Origin of the sequence: Mesorhizobium sp. M7D.F.Ca.US.004.03.1.1 (assembly GCF_003998635.1) — a bacterium.
In the GTDB taxonomy this organism is placed as follows: domain Bacteria; phylum Pseudomonadota; class Alphaproteobacteria; order Rhizobiales; family Rhizobiaceae; genus Mesorhizobium; species Mesorhizobium loti.
On record NZ_RZQG01000030.1, the window covers coordinates 1 to 18,726 of the forward strand.

Consider the following 18,726-nt stretch of genomic DNA (forward strand, 5'->3'; position numbering starts at 1 on the left):
GGCCGAGCGAGCGCTCGATAGACGGCGCGTCGTCAAGAGAGGGAGTGCTCGAAAATAATTACTATCCCTCACCGGCGATGCATCTTGAGGCTGCGGATGCTCTTGAGCAAGTCTGTCGAAAATACACCGGGCGTTACAAGCCGGAGCGTTCAGATCTGACAAAACAAAGATTCGTGGTGATTGCGGGAGAGAGGACTGGCACAAACCTTCTCATCGGCTTGCTGAAGGATTACGAGGATTGCCAATGCGGATTCGAGTTGTTCAATCCAGTAAATATCAACAAGGACGTAATCCCATGGGATAATATTTCGGTAGAAGAAGTTCCTGCTCTTTTGGAACTTCGAAGGACCGATCCTGTTTCGTTTTGGAATGCGCTATGCGAGCGAAGCGAAGCCGAAGGGTATAGTGCCACAGGATTCAAATTGCTTTATGGTCACGGACTTTCGCAGGATCGAGTTCTGCAGGCACTGATGTCAGACGAGAACGTGATGATTATCCACCTATTAAGGCGAAATTTGCTGAAAAGACTTGTCTCCGAACAGCAGGCTCAATCTTCAGGAAAATGGGCAGAGGGCTGGTCAAGCCCGATTACCAAGCGGGAACCGGTTGCCTTGACGGAAGGAGAAATTATTAATTCAATTCAACAGATTGAGGAGCACCAGGCATTTTTCGAAAAGGCCTTTGCTCATCACAGGGTTTTGAAAATTTTCTACGAGGATCTGGCAAACAGGCCAGTGCGAATTGCCGAGCGAACCGCCCATTTTCTGGGTTTGCGCGCGCGGAATAGTCCAGCAAGGGTGAAATTTAGGAAAACCGGCGCCGAAAAGCTAAAAGACGCATTGGTCGATGCAGACGCTCTTAGGGCCCGTATGCGGAGATGGGTCTCTTTTTTCGATCGATAGCCTTCGCACTGCCGACAAATGAAAAGAGCTGACGAAGGAGGCGCTGTCGTAGAGCCTCTCGTCACTTTGCTAATTGCGCAGCCTCAACGCCGATATACACGCCGAGATTTCTCGATGCCGCCACCACGTCATCTTTGACAGGCCCTTGAACATCTCCCACCTTTTGTCCCAAAGGGCTTTTGTAAAAGGAGAGGAGGTTGCCAAGCTCAGAAGGCGTGAACCTGGCACGGTATGACTTGGCAATTGCTCCTAGAAAAACAACTTTATATGATCTGGCATCGTCCTCAAGTTTCGGCAGAGCGTCAGACGGTCCAGGGATCTTTAGAGCTGTCAGTTTCTCCATTGCTTGATTCACCGTCAACGAAGATAAGTTGTCGTAATATTTATCGTATCCAAGTATTAGCACGATATCATCGGCTGGGTCAGCTAACGCGGGTGGTGAAAATATTATGGTGGCAAGGAAAATTGCAGCGACCAGGGTATTATTTGGCGTCGGCCGTGATGCTGTCACTTTTTTCCTCCTGGGGCCGGTTGTACGTCGTAACCCTTATATTTGTCGTACATATCGAATCCGAAATCTATCGCGGACGACGCGCCCTTATTCAATGTTGCGACGCCTAGATCGACGACGTGATCGCTGAACGGAATTCCAGAATATGCAGCAAGAATTTTCGCGGGTTCCGGGCCAACCTGCTGCGTGAAGGTCACCATGTCGATTTTTCCTGCCTGAAGATCATTTATCGCTGTTCCGATTCGAGTTCCAGAATCGTAAGCTGATTTGAGCTTGAAAGCATTTCCAAGAGCTTCCAACGCCTCGGATGCTACCGAATAATTACTTATACTGAACTCGGTATCAGCGTTATCAAGGACACTTACCGCTGGCCTCCAATTGGCCGCCTCGCTTGAATCTGCCATCTTTTCCGCAGCATACTTCAACACGTCGACCGTTTGTGATGCCGCTTCAGTAGGTATGTCCTTTACTACCTCATTACTAATTTTCGTAACCTCTGAGGAATAGGTCTGAGGTTCGGGCGGCGGTGCGCCCTGCAAAGCGTTTTGTGTCTCGGAGTTTACAATATCGGGTTCAGCCGGATTGTCAGGTGGTTCGACGCTGGACGAATCCGAATTGTAGGCAAGCCGAGCGTATCCGCCGCTTTCTTGGGCAATTTGTGCGAATAGAACATTCCGTTCTGGGAAAGTCGCCTGGATGTTGTCGGCGGTTTCAACTGCCTTGGTCCTGTCGTCAGCATAGACCGAGGTCGGCAATGCGGCAAAGGTTACCGTCATGCCCAGGGCCAGTGCGCTGGCGGCCCATGAATGTGACGGGAAAGTTTCAGAGGCGGTTGATTGAAACTCGGGCGCAATCAATGGATCGGCGTGTTGACAATTACAGTCGTTGAACACGATCCCGTAGTCCGGCAGACTTGCGACTTCGACGATCTTACATCGTGTGCACGAAATAAGTTTCATATTCTCGACGATTGCTGCGAAATCGGCGTCATGCATCCGAAGCCCGCCCGCTGTGGAGCGAAGACTTCTGTCGGGTGCAAGTGGTCCACCAAAAATTGCAAAGCAATATCGGCCAATAGCCTCTGCGCAGGCCGCGTCGTCCGAGATGGGAATAAGAGGAATTATCCCGGAGCCACCGAACTCAGCTGGCGGGTACCGCAATTCGTCGAGCTCTACCGGACAGACACGGTATCCACCAGTGGGCGTATCGCCGAAGCGGAGCACGGGGGTTCGCTGTCTGTTATTTTGAAGCGTGGCAATCTTGTCGCTTGAGCGCCCCGCAAGGGGAAATGGACCTAGTATGACGGCGCCCTGCTCATCAAGCAAAGTGCAAGCGCCACATCGATCCCGATTGGCGACGAACTCTATCCGGAGCAGGGACAAGAGATACACCTCGCAAGAGTGGCCAATAATTCGCAAAAAAAGCACGGTTTGTCTAGCGGATAATCGAGGAGATGCTAAGCGCGATCGCCGAGCGGCATTCTAGCTATCGTGCCATCGAAGATAGAAGTTAACTGACTCAAGGATCGAATACGCGAGTCATGACAAGGTTCGGTAGAGGCGCGCAACTGTGTATCCGGATCGGGTAATCTTGGAAGACGACTTGCGTCAAGTATCACTGTGTTTTGTAGTCGCGGGGGCTGCTGCCTGCAAAGACGCACTGTGGGTTAGTCTCACGACCCAGACACCGCAAGCAGATTGAACGTCTGATATTTCCGTTGCGAGCCGCGAAGCTGCCGTTCCACTTTCGCGAAGAGTTCTCGGATGCCGGCAGGCGTACGAAAGGCCCCGAAGAAGCAACCCGCGGGGAACCAGCGCAGGTCGTACGCTGTCGCCGTGTCCGGCGACCGGCCAAGGAGGGGCGCGAACCGTCTGAAATCGCGGACGTTGTTGCGCTGCGTCTCCCGGCTCAACCGGCGCAGGGTCATGTCGTCGATCAACCGCTGACTCAGTGGACTGATTGAGGCATCGAGAACAGGATAGGGCATGGTCAGGCTCTGTGTTGAAGAAGCCCGTGATGCTCTGCTCCGGCCGGCAGGCGCTCAATGCGAGCGCGATATCCGCCTCGTGCTCTCTACCTAGCAGCACGCACCCATTCCCCGCAGCGGATTCGTTCTCCGAAGCCAAAGCCGTCGACAGATGGTTCTACAATTGGCCATCGACTGGGGTTCCTGGAAGCTTTCCGAACTTTCTGCCTCGCGCCGCCAGCCGAATTGAGGGCACTTGTGAAAGAAGTCGGAATGCATGAATCTGCGGTCGGGCAAGCTTGATCGATGCGCACACGCATCGGAATTCATACAGAACGGCAACACCTCATCGCATCTGGGCAAGCCCGGGGTCCATAGGGCTGGGCATGACGTTCGCAGTTTTGAATCGTTACGGCTCCCCGGGCCGAATGAAACCGCGAACTACGAGCTGCCGATCCCCCTCGAAACTACGCTAAAACCTTCCGTCAAGACTCGCAAGCGTGACCGAGAGCGCGCGGAGCGCATCGAATTGGCCGGCGGGTCTCGGCCATCCCTCCGAGAGCGCGCTGTCGCATTCGCCCGTGAAAAGCGTGAAGTGCGAACGCGCGAGCTGACTGAGATCGGAATTCCCCGCTGCTATCTGGCCCGGATGTGCGACGAGGGGCTGCTCAGCAAAGGTTGGCTATGGAATCTACCGCGCCACAGATCGCGAGGTGGTATCATTAGATTTTGGCCAAGCCGTGGTTTGCCGAGAGCATTCTTGACGTCGTTAACACGCGGGAGGAGGCGCGAGCTCCTGCACGGGTCCTGGCAGGATGGTGACCTTCGCGCCGTATCCGAGGCCGTTGTCGATCATCGCGAAGCGGCCCGATGATAGCTTCAGGCCCTGGCGATAGATGCCTGAGACGTGTTCGCCGGCTATTGCCGCCCCGCTAGGAAAAAAGGCCGGCGCCCTCGCTGGGAGGTTGCCCGAATGGCGCCGGCCAGACGGTCCTTTTCAGGTCCGCCGCTCTCAACACATAGCTGAGTCTTTCCGTTACGTCAGGTGGTGACCGACTAGGCTCTGGCTTTCCGCTTCGCAGGTGCCTTCTTGGCTGGTACGACGGGTTCAGCCTTGCGGCCAAGCCCGATGGACTTTGCAAGTTGCGAGCGCTGAGCGGCGTAATTTGGAGCTGTCATAGGGTAATCGTGCGGCAAGTTCCATTTGGCGCGATAGGCGTCCGGTGTTAGGCCGAAGTCCGTGCTAAGATGCCGCTTCAGGGATTTGAACTTCTTGCCGTCTTCGAGGCAGATAATGAAGTCCGGCGTCACCGACCTCTTCGGGTTGACCGCGGGAGTTTGCGGTTCAACGACAGGCGGAATCGGCGTGCCTAATCCGGACAGCGAAGCATGAACCGATGCTATCACGTCCGGCAAACCAGACACCGGCAATGGATTGTTGCTGACATATGCTGAGACAATGTCGGCTATTAACTCAGCTAGTTCGGCAGCGCGGGTGTCGGATTCGTTGGTCATAGGTGGTCCTTTTGTCTGATTTATCCCCTCTCTATTGGTTGATGATCAACGACGCAACCGCCCTCCTAAGCTTGGTCTATCGAACTGCAGTGGAGCCGGCGCAGAATTCGTACGGACTTCGGACAACCCTTTGATGTTATTTCAGAAGTAGTAGCGACCGTAGAGCGAACGTGGCTTGTGGAGCGAAGTTGCCTGCCGAGCATCCGGTTTGGCTGGGGTTCCTGGAAGCTTTTCGAACTTTCTGGGTTGCGCCTCAGCCCGAACTGCGAGCGCTCATGGACAAAGTTGGATACTAGATTGGTATTTCAGACGGCTTTGAAGGCATCGACTTCTGGCACGTGCGCCTGATATCGCGAGCACGACTCCTAAGTGCCATGTGGAGCTTGGTCGCCCACAACGCCGTCTTCGGGCTCTTGAAGAAATCCAGGGCTTCTCTGTGGTATCTGAAAAGCTTGTAGGTCCGCTCGTCCACGTCCGCCTCCTGAAAGAGGTGAGTCTACGATTCAGCGGAATCGGCCTGCAAGATTTTGTGATGGTGTCGTTATGGGGCCGTCGGAACGTCGAAAAACATCAACGTAACAATGATTTCGCGGCTGACGTCACCCGGGTTTGCGAGGACGTAACGGAACCTAGTGTCGCCTTCAACAACAGGGCCGCGCTTATATTGTGCATGGGCCTCGATGGCCTTGTTTGCGGTCTCGATAACGCCTGACAAGCCCTTGTTGCGGTTAAAGATGATAAGAGCCGCTTTGGTGTCGCGCCAGCTGAGGTATCTGAGGAGTTGGTCGACTGTCTCCGTAAAGACCTTTTCGCCGTGCCAGAACTTACATTCTGCGATGAAAACGTTACGACCTTCGGAGCGGATGAGAATGTCGGTTTTGCCCTCGTGATTGAAGGTCTCGCCGGTGGCTTGGCCCTCGTACTGACCGTTGAGCTGTACCAAGTAGTGCTGCCTAATGTCTTCCTCGCCCATGTCGTGAAAAGTGTGCGGGCTGCGCTCCATGACCTTTGTCATGTTTTCGATGACACTAAGAATGTGCGCGTACTCTTTCTCGTCGAGTTCGGGCTCGGGTTTGAACGGAGCAACCGTTTCTGTCCGCACGGGAACGACCTTCCGGCGTATCTGAGGAGCAATGAAGGTTGTCGGAGCGTCGGGTCTGCGCTTCATTGGAAAGCCAAGCGACGCGGCCAAGCCCTTGCCTTTCAACAATTCCGCCTTGCGGGCCTCAAAAAACTGGCGCGCGGGCTGCTCTATCTGGCTCGCCACATGTTGAAGATCCGATGCGGCTGTAGCCAAATGTTCTTTGATGCTTCTAACCCCCGCCCCAAATTCGGCGTTCAGCTGGTCGCCACTTTTTCCCGCCGTAGGGAGTGAGATCACCAAGTCGTTTGCCATGATGGCGGCTTGGGGCCCTGGATAGGACGCACGCGAAGGCTGAAACCGGAAAAGGTCGCGGTTTCCTCTGAAAGGCAGGTGATACATCACGACATGAAATCTTTGGGGCTCTGGATCTCCGTAGCTGTCACTGAATATGTCATAACGATCTCGGCCGCGTGGCTGATAGGTTCGCTCCTCTTCATCGATCCAAACACTATCCTCGTCCACAGTAGGCAAATCGGGGCGGAATTTGGCGACAAGTTCGCTGATCACATCCTCCATTGGGACCGACAGAAAAACGCTCTCTGGCATTGCCTTCAATTCATTCATCGCCAGAACCGGTAACTGTCTGGCCAAGTCCAAGGTCGAGCCCTCTGAAAACAGATATCCTTCCGGCATCCCGCGCCTCCAAGTTCTTAAGGAAGCACAATAGCGAACTGCGCGACCTTGATTGAACCGCGGCGGGAAGTATTCACCGAAAAATTTGATCAGGTTCCCCACTCGTTTGCACAGCTGTTAGGAACCTGTCGGCAGCCTCGCGCAGTCCATCCTGCGAGGCCATCGCGGCTACGAAACGTGCCAATTCGATTGCGAAATATTGCTCGTTGTCGGTCAGGACTTTTCGGTAGCCGCTTATATCTTTGGGGGTGACCATCGCTGCCAAGTGCTTGGCATGGTCTTCAATCCGCTGTGGCCGTTCTGTGTTGGGTTTATCGGGCATCTCCGTGCCTTTCGTTGTTATCGTTTGCGGCGACTACGAACGCTGCCGCTTGGTGTGGAACTATCGCGTTGCCGTATCCGCGTAGCTACCCCCCCTCTCATAGCCATCAAGCCTACCGTCCGGCCCCTCTGGAGAGATACATGGCTGGAACCCATGATCGTTCCCCGGCGTGCAGTCGCGGCCCCAATAGAGCCGTGGATGATCAGCCAGGATCTGCAGGCCTGCCCGCATGATGAACAGCATGAAGAACATGTTCAGAAAATGCTGGACTTGCAGCCACTCAGGGAAACCGGAGTCCACCGCCGGCGCCGATTGCGCGATGCCTGGATGGTTTTGGATGAAGGCGGTCACGCTCGCGCAAGCTTTGTGCCAAGGCAATCATGCAGAGCAGCGCGGCGGCGCCGATCGGCAGCGCCCATAGCGTATCGATCCAGCTAGTCCCAATGCGGATGCGTGGGAAAATCCCCTGTTGCGGCGGCATCCAATGATTGAGACGGATGCGATCATCGGCGTCGCTGAGGCGCGGAGCGGCTCGGGCGAACGAGGCTGCGTGTTGGTGGGCATCGGGCAACCGCTTTCTCTGATCAATCGCGTCTGACGAAAGTCAGTCGCGAAGTCTGGTGAGCGCCGAACCCTTGTGGAAGGCAATATGCTCAGTCTTGCTGCTCTTTATCTCGTATTGCGGCGCTTCAGCGCTTGCATGGTGCGTGTAGCCATGGACATCGAAATTGTGTTTGTGCACACGGACGATCGTGCCGCTGACGCGCCCGGCTTCCGAATTCCAGCTCACGTGATCGCCGACTTTGAATCTATCCGCCATGTGGCTCGACCAAGGGTAATAGGGATTCTCACGGAACCATGACGCCGTTTCGCACCTGGTTGGCGCGGTCGAACGGCGAGGATCCATCACTCAACCGTCGCGCTCGAATTCGGTTCCAGTGAATCGCTTCCCGATGGAAGGACTTTTTGATCTGTAGGATAAACCGGCTACGATCCGCGCCGAGGTGGCCAGGGTCGCCGTGCGCCGCCAGATTGGAATCGAAACGAACAGCTTCTTCACCATAGGCCATTCCACGCGTGCGATCGTCGAGTTCGCCGAACTGCTTCAGCGGGCTCGTGTCGATTTCGTTGTCGATGTGAGGTCGATGCCGCGCTCGCGCACCAATCCGCAATTCAACGAAAACAGCCTTCCCACAACGTTGGCGCCGTGGCGGATCGGCTATGAGCATATCGCTGCGCTCGGCGGCTTGCGGGGCAAGGCGCGTGGGCCGGTGCCTTCCCCCAATAGCTACTGGCGCGTAAATAGCTTTCGCAACTACGCCGACTATGCGCTGACGAAGCCGTTCGCCAAAGGCTTGGCGCAACTGCGAGAGCTTGGCAGTGAGCATCGCTGCGCAATTATGTGCGCGGAAGCCGGCTGGTGGCGCTGCCACCGCCGCATCATTGCCGACTACCTGCTCGGAGAAGGCGAACGCGTCATGCACATCCTTGGGCGGGTCATGTCGAGGAGGCCAGCCTGACGCCCGGCGCTGTACCGGGGTCGCGATGGCCTGGATACGGTCGGCAACCGGCTCGCCCAGATCGTTCGTCAGGTCGCGATAAACCTCGCCGGGATCCTTGCCCATGCTCGCCATGATCTCTGCCGACAGCAAGGCTGGAACGATGCCATCCTTGTCGGTCGTCCAGACGGCACCGTTTCGGCGCATGAACGTCGCTCCGGCGCTTTCCTCGCCGCAAAAACCCAGCGAGCCGTCCTGAATCCCCTTGGCGAACCATTTGAAACCGACCGGCACTTCGTACAGCCTGCGTCGGAGCCTGGCGCTGACGCGATCGATCATCTGGCTGCTTACCACCGTCTTTCCGACGGCTGCGTCCGCCCGCCATTCGGGGCGATGCTGGAACAGATAGTCAATCGCCACCGACAAATAGTGATTGGGCGGCAGCAGCCCGCCGGTGCGCGTGACGATACCGTGCCGGTCGTGATCGGTGTCGCATGCGAAAGCGATGTCGAATTGGTCCTTCATGTTGATCAGCCTTTGCATGGCGTAGGATGAAGACGGGTCCATGCGGATCTGGCCATCCCAGTCTGTGCTACCTATTGTGCTACCTATTGTGATACAAATCGAGCAGGAGAGCGTAAAAAGCACAATAAAAACAATAGCTTATTAGGCATATCGATCCCAGCCAACGGTACCATCAATTGATTCTCCAAATCATTGATTTTTCTGTAGAATTTTGTGCCGAGCGACCTAGTCCTTGCGCCATTTTGGCCTTTTGTGATGCCTATTGTGTTACTTATTGTGATACAAACGGTACCGTAAGACATGGGAAGGCGACGCGAAGAGCATGATCCTGATCGCTTTCTGTAGCGGCGGGGCGATCGCTTCCATTACTACCGACGGGTCCCAAAGGAGCTAAGGGATCTCGATGGTCGCGGTGCATTCGTACAGCGTGCTTTGGATACGGCTGACCGGTTGAAGGCGCGTACTGCCCGTGACCTCCATGAAGCTGCCGACACCGCGCTATGGTCTTCTCTCATGTTGGGCGAAAACCCAGACGCCGCGCGCATTCGCTACCAGTGCGCTATCAAGCGTGCAGAGCCCCGCCGACCCTAACCCACGCAGCCGTGCCTAAAGACGGGCTTTTGTGCTGCGCGGCGTGGCCAGCAGCAGGCTCGTCTCGCTGCCGGTGATACCGGGCACCAGGCGAATCCGGCGCAACACCGCATCTAACTCGGTGAGGGTTGCCGTGTTGAGTTCAACCACCAGATCCCAGCGGCCATTGGTCGTATGAATCGTAGCGACTTCCGCAAAGCCACCAAGAGCGCGGATCACCCGATCGGCCGCATGGCCTTCGATCTCGATCATCATGATACCCCTGACAGCCGAGCTGATCGCTTCGGCGCGCAAGATGACCGTATAGCCGATGATCTCGCCGGACTGTTCAAGCCGCTCCATTCGCGAGCGTGCCGTGGCGCGCGACACGCCAAGATCCGCCGCCAGGTCGGAGATGCTCCGCCGCGCGCTGTGGCGCAGGAGTGTGATGAGTTTCTGGTCGAGAGAATCCACAATTGTCCAATATGGTAGCCTGATGTCTCAAAACGATAACTCTTACTGCTGGTTTTGCCAATCAGCTCTATTCATTCTGCCGGCAGCATACGGTTCAACACCTCCTGGGCCTCATAGAGGGAGAGTGCTTGCATGAACTGCAACATATTGGGTGCGCCGGTGCAGGACGGCGCTGGCCGAATGGGCTGCGAAATGGGACCGAGCGCCTTGCGGACGGCGGGGCTGGTCGGCGCCCTCAGGGACCTTGGCCATGCGGTTGCTGATCTTGGCACCGTCGCGCCGACGCCGGTGCGCCCGATCGCCCATGGCAACCTGGCGCTGAAGGCGCTGCCGGAGATTTCAGCGTGGACGGCGGGCATCGCGGATGCAGCCTATGCCGCCAGCGCGGACGCCATGCCGATCTTTCTCGGCGGAGATCACTCCATCTCCGCTGGAACCCTGTCGGGACTGGCCCGTCGCGCGGCGCAAACCGGCAGGCCGCTATTTGTGCTGTGGCTCGACGCGCATCCCGATTTTCACACGCTCGACACCACCGCCAGCGGCAATTTGCATGGCGTGCCGCTTGCCTACGCCAGCGGCCAGCCGGGCTTCCACGGCTATTTTCCGGATCTGCCGGAGCGGATAGACCCGGCCCGCATCTGCACATTGGGTATTCGCAGCGTTGATCCGGCCGAGCGGCAGGCGCTGCGCGCCGCGGGCGTCACCGTGCACGATATGCGCGCCATCGACGAACATGGCATCGCGCCGCTTCTGGGTGCCTTTCTGGAGCGGGTGACGCTCGAGAATGGCCTGCTGCATGTCAGTCTCGATGTCGACTTCCTCGATCCGTCGATCGCTCCCGCGGTCGGCACGACCGTTCCGGGTGGAGCAACGTTTCGCGAGGCCCATCTGGTCATGGAGATGCTTTCGGATAGCGGCCTGGTTAGCAGTCTCGACCTTGTCGAACTCAACCCCTTTCTCGACGAGCGCGGCCGCACGGCCACGCTGATGGTCGACCTGACGGCAAGCCTGATGGGCCGCCGTATCATGGACCGGCCGACCAGGAGCTTTTGATCGATGAACGCCAAGCTGAACATCGTCCCCTTCGTCAGCGTCGACCACATGATGAAGCTGGTGCTTGCCATCGGCGTCGAGCGCTTCCTCATCGATCTCGCAGCTTACATCGAGGAGGACTTTCGTCGCTGGGCGCTGTTCGACAAGACGCCGCGCGTCGCCTCGCACAGCATTGACGGGGTGATCGAACTGATGCCGACGAGCGACGGCCGCCTCTACGGCTTCAAATACGTCAACGGCCACCCCAAGAACATGCGTGAGGGCCGCCAGACGGTCACCGCTTTCGGCGTCCTAGCCGATGTCGGCAACGGCTATCCGATGCTGCTCTCCGAGATGACCATCCTGACCGCCTTGCGCACGGCGGCAACGTCGGCGGTCGCCGCAAAATACCTGGCGCCGAAGGGCGCGGACTGCATGGCCATCATCGGCAACGGCGCCCAGTCGGAATTCCAGGCGCTCGCCTTCAAGGCGCTGCTCGGCGTCAACAAGCTGCGCCTCTACGACATCGACCCGGCAGCCACGCGCAAATGCGCGGATAATCTGGCGGGACTGGGGTTCGACATCACGTCCTGCGCTTCGGCACATGCCGCAGTGGAGGGCGCGCAGATCATCACCACGGTCACCGCCGACAAGCAATATGCGACCATCCTCACCGACAACATGGTCGGCAGCGGCGTCCACATCAACGCGGTCGGCGGCGACTGCCCGGGCAAGACGGAACTCCATCGTGACATCCTGCTGCGGTCGCGGATTATCGTCGAGTACACGCCGCAGACGCGCATCGAGGGTGAAATCCAGCAACTCGATCCGGATCATCCCGTCGCCGAATTGTGGGAGGTGATGGCTGGAACGGCCGAGGGGCGCAGCAACAACCAGGCGGTGACGCTGTTCGATTCCGTCGGCTTCGCCACCGAGGATTTCTCTGCTCTCCGCTACGTGCGCGATCAACTCGCCGACACCGGCCTTTACGAGGAGCTGGATCTCCTTGCCGATCCTGATGAGCCGCGCGACCTCTTTGGAATGCTTTTGCGTGCGGCAAGGCAAGACTGAAACTGCTGTGCGGGCTGCTGGGCGTCGGCCATACGACAACACACCCTTGGTAAGCCGTCGAAGCCGCCAGTTGACCGAGTGGACGTTGACCGGAGCCGCGACCCACTTGCCTTCATAGACTATGACGCCGGCGGGTCGAATTCAGCATGTTCATCACCAGGGTGCTCCAGGCGCTGCCGAGACATGCCTAGGCGGGAATCGAGAAGATCGGATAGTCAAAGGCTTGATTCTAGTATCGATTCCAGCCAACGCTACCATCGGATTTGATCGTCGACACAGCACGATATACCGCCGTAGCATACCAATAAGGAAGTGCTCCTTGACAATCTTCCCCTTCACCGAAGCCATTCCAATCCAGTTTCAAGACCCGCTGCCGAAGACCTCGGAAGTCGTGATCATCGGCGGCGGCGTCATTGGCGTGACCACGGCACTGTTCCTGGCGCGACGCAACATCTCGGTGACGCTGCTGGAAAAGGGACGCATCGCCGCCGAGCAATCCTCGCGCAATTGGGGCTGGATCCGGCAACAGGGCCGCGATGCCGACGAACTGCCGATCGTGATCGAAGCGCAGCGCCTCTGGCGGCAACTGGCGCAGGAATGCGGCGAGGACATAGGACTGAAGCAGACGGGCGTTACCTACCTTGCGCGGACCGACAAGGAGATGGCTGGTTTCGCGAAATTCCTGAAGATCGCCCAGGCTCATGGCGTCGACACGCGTCTCCTCGACCAGGGTGAGGTGGCAAGCCTGATCCCGGCCATGTCGCTACCGTTCAAAGGCGCCATGACCACCCCATCGGACATGCGCGCCGAGCCTTGGGTTGCCGTGCCCGCGATCGCTCGCCTGGCCGCCCGGCAAGGCGTCACGATCATCGAGAATTGTGCGGCACGTATGCTCGACATCTCGGCCGGCCGGATCAGCGGCGTCTGGACCGAGCGGGGCCATATCGCCACTTCGAGCGTCCTCGTCGCCAGCGGCGCCTGGACATCGCTCTTCCTGCGCGCGCACGGCATCTCGATCCCGCAGCTCAGCGTCAGGGCGACCGTCGCCGCGACTGCGCCGATGGCGGAAATCCACGCCGGTGCCGCCGCGGACGAACGCATCGCTTTCCGGCGCAGGCAGGATGGCGGGTACACGCTCGCATCGGGAGGCAGCAACCAACTCTACATAGGGCCGGACGCATTTCGCCATGCGGGCAAATATGTCAGCGCCCTGATGGCCAATCCCTTTGGCACACGCTACCTGCCGGCCGCGCCGCGCGGATATCCGGACGCCTGGTCAACTCCGCGAAGATGGGACGCTGACAAGGAAACCCCGTTCGAACGGATGCGCGTCCTCAATCCCGCTCCGGAGGCCTCGGCGCTCCGCGCCATCGACAGCGGGTTCAGGGAGCTTTTCCCGCAGTTCAAGACAGTGCCGATCAGGGCGAACTGGGCCGGCATGATCGATGCGATGCCGGATGTCGTGCCTATCGTCGATCGCGCCGCTGCGATCCCGGGCCTCGTTGTCGCGACCGGGATGAGTGGCCACGGCTTCGGCATAGGACCCGGAATGGGCCGCATCCTGTCCGATTTGATCCAGGGCAACGAGACCGGGCACAATCTCCACAGGTTCCGTCAATCCCGTTTCAGCGACGGCAGCCCGATCCGATTGGGACCGTCGCTGTAAGCGTTCAGCCGCCCGCCGGCTCGTCGGCTCTAACCTTGAAGGGGGCCGGACGCAGGGTTCAGGTGCCGCATGCCCGAGCGTACACCTCGATGCTTTGCTGGACGTGATCGATCGCGATGTCCTCGCCGTCGCAGGCGCGGTCGGCCCAAGCGAGCGCCGAAGGCAGGTGCTGGAGAAACAGCGTCACCGGCACCTTCCGGCCCTTCAACGTATCGAAGAGTCGGTCGCATGCGGCACGGGCTTGCGGGGTCGCCCAATAGTATCGGATGCGATCGGAATAGGAGTAGTGGCGCAGCATCCGCTTGTCGGCATCGCTGCCGTGATAGTGGCTTGCCCAGTTCTTGGGGGCGCCGTGCATCAACTCTTCCATGGCGTGGTGAAGCGGCCGCTCGCCATAGAAGGGCACCAGATCGGAAGCGATCAGGTCGAGCGCGTACAGCGCCTCGCGCAGTTTGAAGGTCAGCTCGGGGCCGACCTTGAGGATGGCGAAGCCGTCCTCGACGAGTTCACGCAACGGCCTCTCGCCCTGATAATCCGTCGAATGGGCTTCGAAAACGAGCGATGGCAATCTGTTCAGCGTTGCCGCCAGATCACGGGCCTTCGCCCGATCGTAGAAAATCACATTCTGGTTGCCGAACTCCACGCCCGGCTGCACCACAAGCCCGATGACGCGGGAAAACGCGCTTTCAAGCCCGGCGGCCTGGAATGCTTTGGCGTGAATGGCATATGTTTGGCGAGCCGCCTCCGGACTGGTCGGGGTGATCGCATCCAATGCGTGATCGGCGCCGCCGGGCGGTGGCACTTCCGTGCCGATGATGTAGACCGGGCTTGCCTTGCTGCTCTGCGCTGCCGCCTGTTCCGCGACGCCCGCCAGCTTGGCGGCGCGCTCGGCCACCGTGTGGTCGTCGAGCGCCGCCGGTTCACCCGCGCAACCCATCGAGGCATCGAGGTGGATCTTGCGGAAGCCGGCGCGGACATAAGCATCGACCATGGTCCCGGCCTGTGCCATCGCCTCCTCGGCGGGCCGGTCCTTCCAGGGACTAGGGCCGAGATGATCCCCGCCAAGCACGATCAGCTCTTTCGGGCATTGCTCGGCTGCCGCGAGTGCGTCCACCATCGCCGCGAAATCGGCCGGCGTCATGCCCGTATAACCGCCCAGATGATTGACCTGGTTGCACGTCGCCTCGATCAGGACGGTGGTGCCGGTTTCCCGGCCATGGCGCAGTGCAGCTTTCAGCACCAACGGGTGTGCCGAACACACCGAGGTCACCCCGATCTTCTTTCGTTCCCTGTACAGGGCCGGCAAATCTTCGATCGCCACACGCATCAGCTTCTTCTCGCCGTTCTTGCCATGAAATCTTCCAGTTCGGCACGCGTGCCGGCTCCCTCCATGGGGCCGAGGCGTGTGACGTTGCGCGCTCCTGCCGCGTTGGCGAATTCGAGCGCCGTCTGCAGCGGCATGCCCAGCCGCCGGCATGCGACATAGGCTCCCCCGAAACAGTCGCCGGCGCCCGTGGGGTCCGTTTCCTCGACGATGAGGCCGGGGCAATCGGCGCGGGCGCCGGTGCGTTGACGGGCCGACGCGCCATGTTCGCCGCGTTTGACGGCGATCTCCTGGACCCCTCGTCTGAACAGCGCCTCGATCGCGCGTTCCTCGCCGTCCATGCCTGCGGCCAGGAACAATTCGTTGCCCGAGGGTAGCAGCAGGTCCGCTTTGTCTACCAGACTTGCGAATTTCTCCCCGGTCTGGCCGTGCGCCAGCAATTCCTTGCGCAGGTTCGGATCGAGCGACATGGTGCCGCCGCGTGCCTTGATCAAGGGGATCGCGCGCTCGGTGATCGCCCAGGCGGCGGGGCTTGCGAACACCGTTCCCATGACGTGGATATGCCCGCAACGCGCGATCAGCGCCTCGACCTGCGGGATCCATTCCAGCCGGGCGGCGGCGGATTTGGCGATGTTGTAGACGAAATCGCGGCTTCCATCCTCGCGGTAGCGAACAAAGGCGCTGCCCGTCGGATGATCCGGGGAAACAGCGATGGCGGAAATGTCTACGCCGTCTCGCTTCAGGCGCTCGATGTTGACGAAGCCGAAATCATCGTCGCCGACCACGCCCACCATCGCGGCCGCTCCGCCCATACGCGCGCATTGATCGATGAAGATGGCGGGCGCGCCGCTCGGAAAGGGACCAATGAGGTCGATAGGTTCCCGAAAGCCGGTGCCGGTCTCCCTTGCGACGATCTCTACCAGGATTTCTCCAATCGTCACGGTTGGCCCGAGCGAGTCCGGTGCCAGCGTTTTGGGGGTGTCGTTCATCAAGCGTCTAATCCTGGGGTGTGGTGTCGTTTGCGGTCCACGAGGCCGAGGCGCAAGGGGATTCTTACCGGATCGATGTGAATCGACTAGATGCCATCGCAATCGGGGAGGGCCGGACGTAGCCCCTCAGGCAGGATCCGACTTCGTGCCACCAGGATATCTCCATAGAGCCGTTAAGCTTCGCGCAATCTATGCGGTCTATCCTGGCTTGCAGATTGTCGAGGGAACATGAAACGCAAGCCGCTTCTGCTTTTTGCCTTCCCATTTCTCATTCTTTCGATCCTGGCAGGGGAGCGCGTGGCGACCTTCTTGCTGGGAACCTATCCAGCCAGCCCCACCGCATGGTGGATATGGCTTGAACTGCGCCCTCTGTCGACGATGCTCTGGCAGCAGGTCAATCTCTGGCTGGGCGGCTCCATGGCTGTCGACGCCGCCATCCTTGCCGCGGTATCGATCGTCTGCTGGATGGCGTGCCACACCAAAAGGTCGGCATTCCCGTTCCTCGCCAACCACGTCGCCTTGATTCTCGCCGGGCTGATGATCGCCGTCGGCACCCACTCTGAAACGGCGAGCACGATCGCGGCGTTCACGTCGCCCAGGGGTCTTCCGTACTCGCTGGCTATCGATTTCACCTTGAAGAACAGCCTGGTGCTGCTTCTGGGCACCGTGGCCTGTGCCTACTGCCACATCGCTTTCCTGGCTGAAGCGCGCGATCGGTCCGTGCGGGCCATCCGCATCCTGGCCCTTCAGCGCGATCTCTGAACCGCTCGCATCCTGCCCGGATCCAGCACGTCAGGTCTAATGCATGTCGCCCAAAAGTGACCTCGGTTTTGGGAAAACGACATGCATAAAAACAAAGACCTAAAGCGCGTCGCCTGAATCCGTTCAAACGCGACGCGCTTTAATTGTTGATCCTGCGGTAATAGACCTTGCCGTCAGGCTGCTGGATGCGCTGGTAGTTGGAGCTTGGGGCAGGGGGCGATGCCGGTGCAGTGCTCTTCCTCGGCGCACGCGGTGCTTCGATGACGCCGGGTTCGCTCGCGCTCTCGCCGTCGAGAGCTTCGGGCGCTTGCGCCAGCGTGCTGGTGGTGATCTCGGACGGTTCGGCCGCACTCGACACGGCCTCGCCGCCGGCAACCGGCACATTCTGCCCCAAACGGGCAATGTTGCCATTGATCTCGTTGAAGCTGCCTTGCAGTTGGCTGTCCAGTTTCTCGAACCGGCTCTGGAAGCCGTTGTTGACCGTGTCGAGCCTGGCCGCGATCCGCTGTTCGAAAGCTCCGAGCTGCTCCAGCCGCGCTTCGACGAAACGCAGGTCGCTTATGCCCCGATAGAGATAGACCGCAGCCGCCATGTTGATCGCGGTGATCACAAGGGCGCCGCAGGCGACGATGACGCCGATCGTCTTTATGTTACTGGGTTTCTCGATGGCGCGCTGTTCGCGCTGTTCCTGGTTTCCGATGTCGATCGCCGGCATGTCCGGTTCGCTGATCGTCGTCATTGGACCACCACCTTTGCGCCGACCGCGACGCGCTTGAAAAGATCGATCACATCCGTGTTGGTAAGACGAAAACAGCCTGACGTCCCGTCGAAGCCGACACCCGACGGATCGTTGGTGCCGTGTATGCGGTAGAGCGTGTCGCGCCCGTCACGAGACAGATAGAGCGCTCTTGCGCCCAGCGGATTGTAGGGGCCGGCGGGCACCATCTTCGGCAGCTCCGGCTGGCGGGCCCGCATTTCCTGGGGCGGGCGCCACTCCGGCCATTCGGTCTTCGCCCCCACCTTGACGACGCCCGTCCAGCCAAACCCGTCGCGCCCGACGCTGATCTGGTAGCGCAGCGCCTGGCCCTGGCGGGTCACCAGGTAAAGCGCCTTCTCGTCCTTGCGGATGATGATCGTTCCTGGTTGCTCGGCAGTTGCGAAGGCAACAGCCTTGCGCAGGCTAGGCCCCATCGCCGGCAGCGGCGGCCGTTCCGAAAGCGCCGATCGCGCTTCGGCGAAGTCCTGGACGGACAGCGCCAGCGCCACGCCGAGCACGCAGGCGCCGGCCAGCCGCCCAGCGATCCGGTATCTCGCGATCCGATATCTATCGGGCAGCGTCATCGAGCCGCTCTTTGAACATCCGCTTCAGATCCTTGTTGAAGCGCGCCCGTCCATCCACTTCGGAAGGCGGGATGGCCCTGTTCAGCGCATCGCTCAGAAGGGCGTTGTCCAGTGCGACCGACTTGATGTGCGGCGCCTTGAATATCTTTTCGAGCTCGCTGCGCGAAAAATGGTTCCCGAACCATTTGCGCTTGTGCTTGTTGGCGACCAGCGTGATGTTGACCGCGTTGCCGCGCAGTTCGCGGATCTTCTTGTAGAGCCGCTTGCCTTGCCGCAGCGAAGCGACATTGAGTTCGAAGACGATGAATATCTCGTCGCTCGTCGACAGCACGGAATTGTGCCACGGCGTTTCCAGATTGGGCAGGTCGATGACGATGTCGTCGAAGCGGTAGGCGACCAGGTCGAGAAGCCGGAAGACGAAATCGCTGCCATGCGGCTCGAACGGCAATTGCGGCCGCTCGAACGCGTAGAGGGTGAGGC

General features: G+C 59.2%; 18 protein-coding genes and 3 pseudogenes. 6 read left to right on the forward strand and 15 right to left on the reverse strand.

Features of this window, described 5'->3' with window-relative positions:
* Positions 1-902 (forward strand): sulfotransferase domain-containing protein (locus tag EN935_RS03695; protein WP_206534491.1); only part of this gene is annotated, 902 nt, incomplete at its 5' end.
* A gap of 61 nt (positions 903-963) precedes the next feature.
* Here EN935_RS03695 and EN935_RS03700 read toward each other — a convergent pair.
* The 8 genes from EN935_RS03700 to EN935_RS03745 all read right to left on the reverse strand — a co-directional run bounded on the left by EN935_RS03700 (position 964) and on the right by EN935_RS03745 (position 7,813).
* Positions 964-1,413, reverse strand: coding sequence for a DUF2059 domain-containing protein (locus tag EN935_RS03700; protein ID WP_127262138.1), 450 nt, complete (start codon positions 1,411-1,413; stop codon positions 964-966).
* Positions 1,410-2,408 (reverse strand): hypothetical protein, encoded by a 999-nt coding sequence (locus tag EN935_RS03705; RefSeq protein ID WP_127262137.1) that lies wholly within the window; start codon positions 2,406-2,408, stop codon positions 1,410-1,412. Before EN935_RS03705 ends, EN935_RS03700 begins: the two co-directional genes overlap by 4 nt.
* A 677-nt stretch (positions 2,409-3,085) precedes the next feature.
* Positions 3,086-3,352 (reverse strand): hypothetical protein, encoded by a 267-nt coding sequence (locus EN935_RS41810; RefSeq protein WP_245488836.1) that lies wholly within the window; start codon positions 3,350-3,352, stop codon positions 3,086-3,088.
* 1,083 nt (positions 3,353-4,435) lie between these two features.
* Positions 4,436-4,894 (reverse strand): MucR family transcriptional regulator, encoded by a 459-nt coding sequence (locus EN935_RS03725; RefSeq protein ID WP_127262135.1) that lies wholly within the window; start codon positions 4,892-4,894, stop codon positions 4,436-4,438.
* Positions 4,895-5,435: 541 nt separating this feature from the next.
* Positions 5,436-6,671: a hypothetical protein gene (locus EN935_RS03730; RefSeq protein ID WP_127373175.1), complete on the reverse strand. Its 1,236-nt coding sequence runs from the start codon at positions 6,669-6,671 to the stop codon at positions 5,436-5,438.
* A 73-nt stretch (positions 6,672-6,744) separates the two neighbouring features.
* Complete coding sequence (locus tag EN935_RS03735; protein WP_127262133.1) at positions 6,745-6,993, reverse strand: hypothetical protein; 249 nt, start codon at positions 6,991-6,993, stop codon at positions 6,745-6,747.
* A gap of 60 nt (positions 6,994-7,053) precedes the next feature.
* Positions 7,054-7,344: a hypothetical protein gene (locus tag EN935_RS03740; protein ID WP_127262132.1), complete on the reverse strand. Its 291-nt coding sequence runs from the start codon at positions 7,342-7,344 to the stop codon at positions 7,054-7,056.
* Positions 7,345-7,597: 253 nt separating this feature from the next.
* Positions 7,598-7,813 carry a DUF2945 domain-containing protein gene (locus EN935_RS03745; protein WP_127373176.1) on the reverse strand — a complete coding sequence of 72 codons (216 nt, stop codon included), beginning with the start codon at positions 7,811-7,813 and terminating at the stop codon, positions 7,598-7,600.
* Positions 7,814-8,012: 199 nt separating this feature from the next.
* On the opposite strand from EN935_RS03745, the pseudogene EN935_RS03750 reads away from it, so the two are divergent.
* Positions 8,013-8,629 (forward strand): annotated as a pseudogene (locus tag EN935_RS03750) (DUF488 domain-containing protein).
* Here the strand turns inward: EN935_RS03750 and EN935_RS03755 are convergent.
* Positions 8,547-9,080 (reverse strand): annotated as a pseudogene (locus EN935_RS03755) (alpha-D-glucose phosphate-specific phosphoglucomutase); the annotation flags it as partial. The pseudogenes EN935_RS03750 and EN935_RS03755 sit on opposite strands and share 83 nt — an antisense overlap.
* A 543-nt stretch (positions 9,081-9,623) precedes the next feature.
* Positions 9,624-10,061, reverse strand: a complete 438-nt coding sequence (locus EN935_RS03760; protein WP_127262131.1) for an Lrp/AsnC family transcriptional regulator — start codon at positions 10,059-10,061, stop codon at positions 9,624-9,626.
* A gap of 132 nt (positions 10,062-10,193) precedes the next feature.
* Here EN935_RS03760 and rocF point away from each other — a divergent pair, with 132 nt between their 5' ends.
* The 3 genes from rocF to EN935_RS03775 all read left to right on the forward strand — a co-directional run bounded on the left by rocF (position 10,194) and on the right by EN935_RS03775 (position 13,830).
* A complete protein-coding gene (gene rocF, locus EN935_RS03765; protein WP_126067895.1) occupies positions 10,194-11,114 on the forward strand; it encodes an arginase in 921 nt (306 codons plus the stop codon).
* 3 nt (positions 11,115-11,117) lie between these two features.
* Positions 11,118-12,164, forward strand: coding sequence for an ornithine cyclodeaminase (locus EN935_RS03770; protein WP_109670135.1), 1,047 nt, complete (start codon positions 11,118-11,120; stop codon positions 12,162-12,164).
* Positions 12,165-12,483: 319 nt separating this feature from the next.
* On the forward strand, positions 12,484-13,830 hold the full coding sequence (locus EN935_RS03775; RefSeq protein ID WP_127262130.1) for an FAD-binding oxidoreductase: 1,347 nt from the start codon (positions 12,484-12,486) through the stop codon (positions 13,828-13,830).
* 58 nt (positions 13,831-13,888) lie between these two features.
* Here the strand turns inward: EN935_RS03775 and EN935_RS03780 are convergent, their stop codons facing one another.
* Complete coding sequence (locus EN935_RS03780) at positions 13,889-15,157, reverse strand: D-tagatose-bisphosphate aldolase, class II, non-catalytic subunit (RefSeq protein ID WP_127262191.1); 1,269 nt, start codon at positions 15,155-15,157, stop codon at positions 13,889-13,891.
* Entirely contained in the window at positions 15,157-16,143 is a 987-nt protein-coding gene (locus EN935_RS03785) for a sugar kinase (RefSeq protein WP_127262129.1), read from the reverse strand. Before EN935_RS03785 ends, EN935_RS03780 begins: the two co-directional genes overlap by 1 nt.
* Positions 16,144-16,371: 228 nt before the next feature.
* Here EN935_RS03785 and EN935_RS03790 point away from each other — a divergent pair, with 228 nt between their 5' ends.
* On the forward strand, positions 16,372-16,905 hold the full coding sequence (locus EN935_RS03790) for a hypothetical protein (RefSeq protein ID WP_109670125.1): 534 nt from the start codon (positions 16,372-16,374) through the stop codon (positions 16,903-16,905).
* Positions 16,906-17,044: 139 nt separating this feature from the next.
* On the opposite strand, the gene EN935_RS03800 is transcribed toward EN935_RS03790, so the two are convergent.
* From EN935_RS03800 to EN935_RS03810, 3 genes and pseudogenes are all read right to left on the reverse strand, one after another.
* Positions 17,045-17,644 carry a hypothetical protein gene (locus EN935_RS03800; protein ID WP_127262128.1) on the reverse strand — a complete coding sequence of 200 codons (600 nt, stop codon included), beginning with the start codon at positions 17,642-17,644 and terminating at the stop codon, positions 17,045-17,047.
* The gene (locus tag EN935_RS03805) at positions 17,641-18,246 is read right to left on the reverse strand and encodes a L,D-transpeptidase (protein WP_109670121.1); all 606 of its coding nucleotides are present in this window, start codon (positions 18,244-18,246) and stop codon (positions 17,641-17,643) included. The genes EN935_RS03800 and EN935_RS03805 overlap by 4 nt, the downstream gene beginning before the upstream one ends.
* Positions 18,230-18,726 (reverse strand): annotated as a pseudogene (locus tag EN935_RS03810) (pilus assembly protein); the annotation flags it as partial. The gene EN935_RS03805 and the pseudogene EN935_RS03810, both read right to left, overlap by 17 nt.

Excerpts from the sequence above, each read along its gene's own strand:
- EN935_RS03705 (WP_127262137.1), bottom strand. The coding sequence starts at position 2,408 with ATGCATGACGCCGATTTCGCAGCAATCGTCGAGAATATGAAACTTATT.
- EN935_RS03725 (WP_127262135.1), bottom strand. The coding sequence starts at position 4,894 with ATGACCAACGAATCCGACACCCGCGCTGCCGAACTAGCTGAGTTAATA.
- EN935_RS03730 (WP_127373175.1), bottom strand. The coding sequence starts at position 6,671 with ATGCCGGAAGGATATCTGTTTTCAGAGGGCTCGACCTTGGACTTGGCC.
- EN935_RS03735 (WP_127262133.1), bottom strand. The coding sequence starts at position 6,993 with ATGCCCGATAAACCCAACACAGAACGGCCACAGCGGATTGAAGACCAT.
- EN935_RS03745 (WP_127373176.1), bottom strand. The coding sequence starts at position 7,813 with ATGGCGGATAGATTCAAAGTCGGCGATCACGTGAGCTGGAATTCGGAA.
- rocF (WP_126067895.1), top strand. The coding sequence starts at position 10,194 with ATGAACTGCAACATATTGGGTGCGCCGGTGCAGGACGGCGCTGGCCGA.
- EN935_RS03770 (WP_109670135.1), top strand. The coding sequence starts at position 11,118 with ATGAACGCCAAGCTGAACATCGTCCCCTTCGTCAGCGTCGACCACATG.
- EN935_RS03780 (WP_127262191.1), bottom strand. The coding sequence starts at position 15,157 with ATGCGTGTGGCGATCGAAGATTTGCCGGCCCTGTACAGGGAACGAAAG.
- EN935_RS03785 (WP_127262129.1), bottom strand. The coding sequence starts at position 16,143 with ATGAACGACACCCCCAAAACGCTGGCACCGGACTCGCTCGGGCCAACC.
- EN935_RS03790 (WP_109670125.1), top strand. The coding sequence starts at position 16,372 with ATGAAACGCAAGCCGCTTCTGCTTTTTGCCTTCCCATTTCTCATTCTT.
- EN935_RS03800 (WP_127262128.1), bottom strand. The coding sequence starts at position 17,644 with ATGACGACGATCAGCGAACCGGACATGCCGGCGATCGACATCGGAAAC.
- EN935_RS03805 (WP_109670121.1), bottom strand. The coding sequence starts at position 18,246 with ATGACGCTGCCCGATAGATATCGGATCGCGAGATACCGGATCGCTGGG.